General features: G+C 32.9%; 4 protein-coding genes. 2 read left to right on the forward strand and 2 right to left on the reverse strand.

Annotated elements, in window-relative coordinates:
• Nucleotides 1–99: 99 nt before the first annotated feature.
• Together DIU01_RS11580 and DIU01_RS11585 are read right to left on the reverse strand one after the other, a co-directional pair.
• Complete coding sequence (locus DIU01_RS11580) at nucleotides 100–747, reverse strand: NAD(P)-dependent oxidoreductase (RefSeq protein ID WP_290834614.1); 648 nt, start codon at nucleotides 745–747, stop codon at nucleotides 100–102.
• 54 nt (nucleotides 748–801) lie between these two features.
• On the reverse strand, nucleotides 802–1,209 hold the full coding sequence (locus tag DIU01_RS11585) for an Rrf2 family transcriptional regulator (RefSeq protein ID WP_290834616.1): 408 nt from the start codon (nucleotides 1,207–1,209) through the stop codon (nucleotides 802–804).
• A 114-nt stretch (nucleotides 1,210–1,323) separates the two neighbouring features.
• Between DIU01_RS11585 and DIU01_RS11590 the strand changes: the two genes are divergently transcribed.
• The gene (locus DIU01_RS11590; protein WP_290834617.1) at nucleotides 1,324–2,232 is read left to right on the forward strand and encodes an AEC family transporter; all 909 of its coding nucleotides are present in this window, start codon (nucleotides 1,324–1,326) and stop codon (nucleotides 2,230–2,232) included.
• A gap of 252 nt (nucleotides 2,233–2,484) precedes the next feature.
• Nucleotides 2,485–3,888 (forward strand): FAD-linked oxidase C-terminal domain-containing protein, encoded by a 1,404-nt coding sequence (locus tag DIU01_RS11595; protein WP_290834619.1) that lies wholly within the window; start codon nucleotides 2,485–2,487, stop codon nucleotides 3,886–3,888.
• Nucleotides 3,889–3,891 lie beyond the last annotated feature (3 nt).

Below are 3,891 nucleotides of genomic sequence, written 5' to 3' on the forward strand. Positions count from 1 at the left end.
ACTTGTAGAATTTAATGAAGTAAAATTAACGAAAAATGTTCAGTTTTCCACAACTCTTTTGTCATAGAAAACCGAACATTTTAAAAAATTACAAATAGTTTAGTAAGCCGCAGTAAATCGAACTTGATGGTGTTTTGGATTTTCAACTTCATCGGCAATAACAACAGCTAAATCTTCACCAGATAAAATACTTCTTTGGTTTTCATCTACCACTGGATTTTCTAATCCTAATCTGTATTTTCCAGTTCTTCCAGTGGTAATTCCTTGATGCATTTCAAAAGCCGGACTAAAAAATGCCCAATCCAATTCTTTTTCTTCCTTAAGAATGTTTAAATAATCTCTCGCTGCCGATGCGCCAGGAAATATTGCTTTAGGAAAATCGGGTGTGTCAACAGCTTGTAAATTTGGAGCAACAAATAAACTTCCAGCGCCACCAATAGTAATATAGCGCTTTACACCAGATAATTTTACGGCTTCTTGAATGTTTTTTGCTCCCAATAAAAAGTCTTCATAAATATTCAGATTTGTCCAACCCGGATTAAATGCGCTAACAACAACATCATGTCCTGCTACTAGTTTTGAAAGATTTTCTACTTCATTAACATCAGCTTTAATCCAATTTATAGTTGAATTATCATCCGTTTTCGGATTTCTAACAATGGCTGTAATTTCGTGATTACGACTTGATAATTCGTTTAAAATGTTTGAGCCTACAAATCCTGTAGCTCCAATAATTGCGATTTTCATAAGTTAAAATATTTAATAGTAATAAAAAATGTTACAGTTTAGTTTAAAAAAAAGCTAAAAGTTTTTAGCAAATTCTTCTAAGGTAATTCCTTTTAGTTGATTCATAATTGTTTTATTCAAATCGGAATACAAATGATTCAAATTGGTGTTAATTTCTTTGCCAACAGGACATTTTGGATTGGGTTCTTTTTTTGAATATCCCAAGGTTATTTCTTCAAATGTTGATTCAAATATTTGTTGCAATGTAATTTTTGATGGAGAAATATTTAATTTTGTTCCTCCATTTTTTCCTTCCTTACTAATTACAATATTGTTTTTTTTCAAGTTTCCAATTTCTTTCCTAATCAATACTGGATTGAGATTTACGCTGCTCGCAATAAATTCAGACGAAAGATATTCGTCTGGAAATTTTGAAAGCAAAGTCAAAATATGAATCGAAATAGCAAATTTACCTGAAATCATACTGTAATAAAATATGTTACAAATGTAATATTCTTTTTAGATTAAAACATTAAAAAAGCGTTAAAAAAACCAACGTGCAATTTATAATAGTAATTTTGTAGTGATTTTTATAAAATGGAAAACATTATTCTTTTATTCTTATGTTTATTTTTAGGTTTGGCGCTTCAAAAAGTACCTCAGTTTCCTAAAAATGCTTACCAAAGTCTAAATCAATATGTAATTTATGTTTCGCTTCCGGCTTTGGCCTTGTATTACATTCCTAAAATTACAATTTCACTAGCACTTTTATATCCATTAGGAATTGCTTGGCTCGGATTTGGATTATCATTCCTCTTTTTCTATTCCATCGGAACGTATTTAAAATGGTCAAAAAAACTAATTGGATGCCTTATTTTAACAGGCGGATTGAGCAATACTTCTTTCGTTGGATTTCCAATTATTGAAGCATTGTATGGTCCAGAAGGTTTAAAAACCGCCATAATTGTAGATCAACCAGGTTCATTTGTAGTGGTTACAACATTGGGAATTTTGGTTGCAGCAAGTTTCTCAAGAGGTAATTTAAATACTTCAGAAATTCTTATGAAGATTCTTAAGTTTCCTCCTTTTATAGCTTTTTCCATCGCCATTTTGTGTACTATTTTGTCATTAGATTTTCCAAATTCACTACAAAGTTCCTTTTTAAAAATTGGAAATACCGTTACTCCAGTTGCCTTAGTTGCCGTTGGATTGCAATTAAAAATTGATACAAGAAGCAAGCATTGGTCGTTTTTAACTTTAGGTTTGTTCTTCAAACTTTTTCTTATGCCTGCGTTTTTCTTTTTATTGTATCGAATAATTTTGGGCGAAAACCAATTAGAAATCACCGTGTCAATCATGGAATCGGCAATGGCACCAATGATAACTGCTTCAATATTAGCTTCAAATTACGGATTAAAACCAAAATTAAGCAGCATGATGATTGGCATTGGAATTCCACTTTCCTTTATTTCTCTTGCTTTTTGGTATTATATTTTAAAAATGTAATTTTATAATTCAGGAGCGAATCGCTTGCGCATTTTTTGTTTTCCATGTTCCTGCTGCAAGAACTCGCTTCCCGATAAAAATCGGGAGAGCTCAAACAATTCTTGCATCGTTCCCGAAGCTTCGGGATAACTAGTAGTGGTTTTTTGTAAAATCATCTTTTCAAAAGAAATTTATCTTAATATAATTTCAATAATCAATATTACTTTTTACTAATCACATTTTTTTCTACTTTTACTTCTCAATTTACACAAAATGCAATTCAATCCAGAAGTACTACAAAAATTAATAAGAATAGTAGGAGAACAATTCGTTTTCACCGACGATGAAACAAGAAACCATTACGGTCACGACGAAACCGAAGATTATGTTTTTCCACCAAGTGTTGTTATAAAACCAGCCAACGCATTCGAAATTTCTGAAATTCTTAAAGTAGCCAACGATTATAAAATTCCAACCACGCCAATAGGAGCAAGGACTGGTTTAAGCGGTGGCGCTTTATCGATTTACAAAGGCATCGGCTTATCGATGGAACGTCTCAATAAAATTATAGAAATTGACGAAAATAATCTGCAAATAATAACAGAACCAGCAGTAATTACTCAGGTTTTGCGCGAAGCTGTAGCCGTAAAAGGATTATTCTATCCTGTTGATCCAAGCAGTCAAGGAAGTTGTTGGATAGGAGGAAACGTTGCCGAAAATTCGGGTGGCGCACGTGCCGTAAAATATGGTGTTACCAAAGATTATGTTCTTAATTTAGAAGTAGTTTTACCCAACGGAGAAATCATTTGGACTGGCGCAAATACTTTAAAAAATTCTACTGGTTATAATTTAACGCAGTTAATGGTTGGAAGCGAAGGCACACTCGGAATTATTACTAAAATTGTTTTAAAATTACTGCCACAGAATGCTCATAATGTATTGATGTTAGTTCCTTTTTACAAAGCAAGTCAGGCTTGCGAAGCGGTTTCAGCTATCTTTAGAGCAGGAATTGTACCAAGTGCGTTAGAATTCATGGAGCGCGATGCAATCGATTGGACATTAAAATACCATGACGACATCAGTGTAAACGTAAAAGACGAAGTTCAAGCGCATTTATTGATTGAGGTTGACGGAAATTATCCAGATATTTTATTTTCTGAAGCCGAAAAAATCATGACGGTTTTAGAGCAATTTGAAATTGACGAAGTATTATTTGCCGACACAGAAGACGAGAAAAATGCGTTGTGGAAAATGCGTCGTTCGGTTGCCGAAGCCGTAAAATCAAATTCTATTTATAAAGAAGAAGATACCGTTGTGCCTCGATATGAATTACCAAAATTATTAGAAGGAATAAAATCGATAGGAAATAAATACGGATTCAAATCGGTTTGTTATGGTCATGCTGGTGACGGAAATTTACATGTAAACATCATAAAAGCAGCTATGTCTGATGATAACTGGCTGACACAAGTTCCACTTGGAATTCGTGAAATTTTTGCATTAACAGTTTCCTTAAAAGGCACATTATCTGGCGAACACGGAATTGGTTTTGTGCAAAAAAACTATATGGATATTGCTTTCACAAGAACACATCTAGAATTAATGGAAAGTATTAAACGTGTTTTCGATCCGAATAATATTCTAAATCCTGGTAAAATTTTTCCAGACGAAGTATAAAAA

Origin of the sequence: Flavobacterium sp. (assembly GCF_003525665.1) — a bacterium.
In the GTDB taxonomy this organism is placed as follows: domain Bacteria; phylum Bacteroidota; class Bacteroidia; order Flavobacteriales; family Flavobacteriaceae; genus Flavobacterium.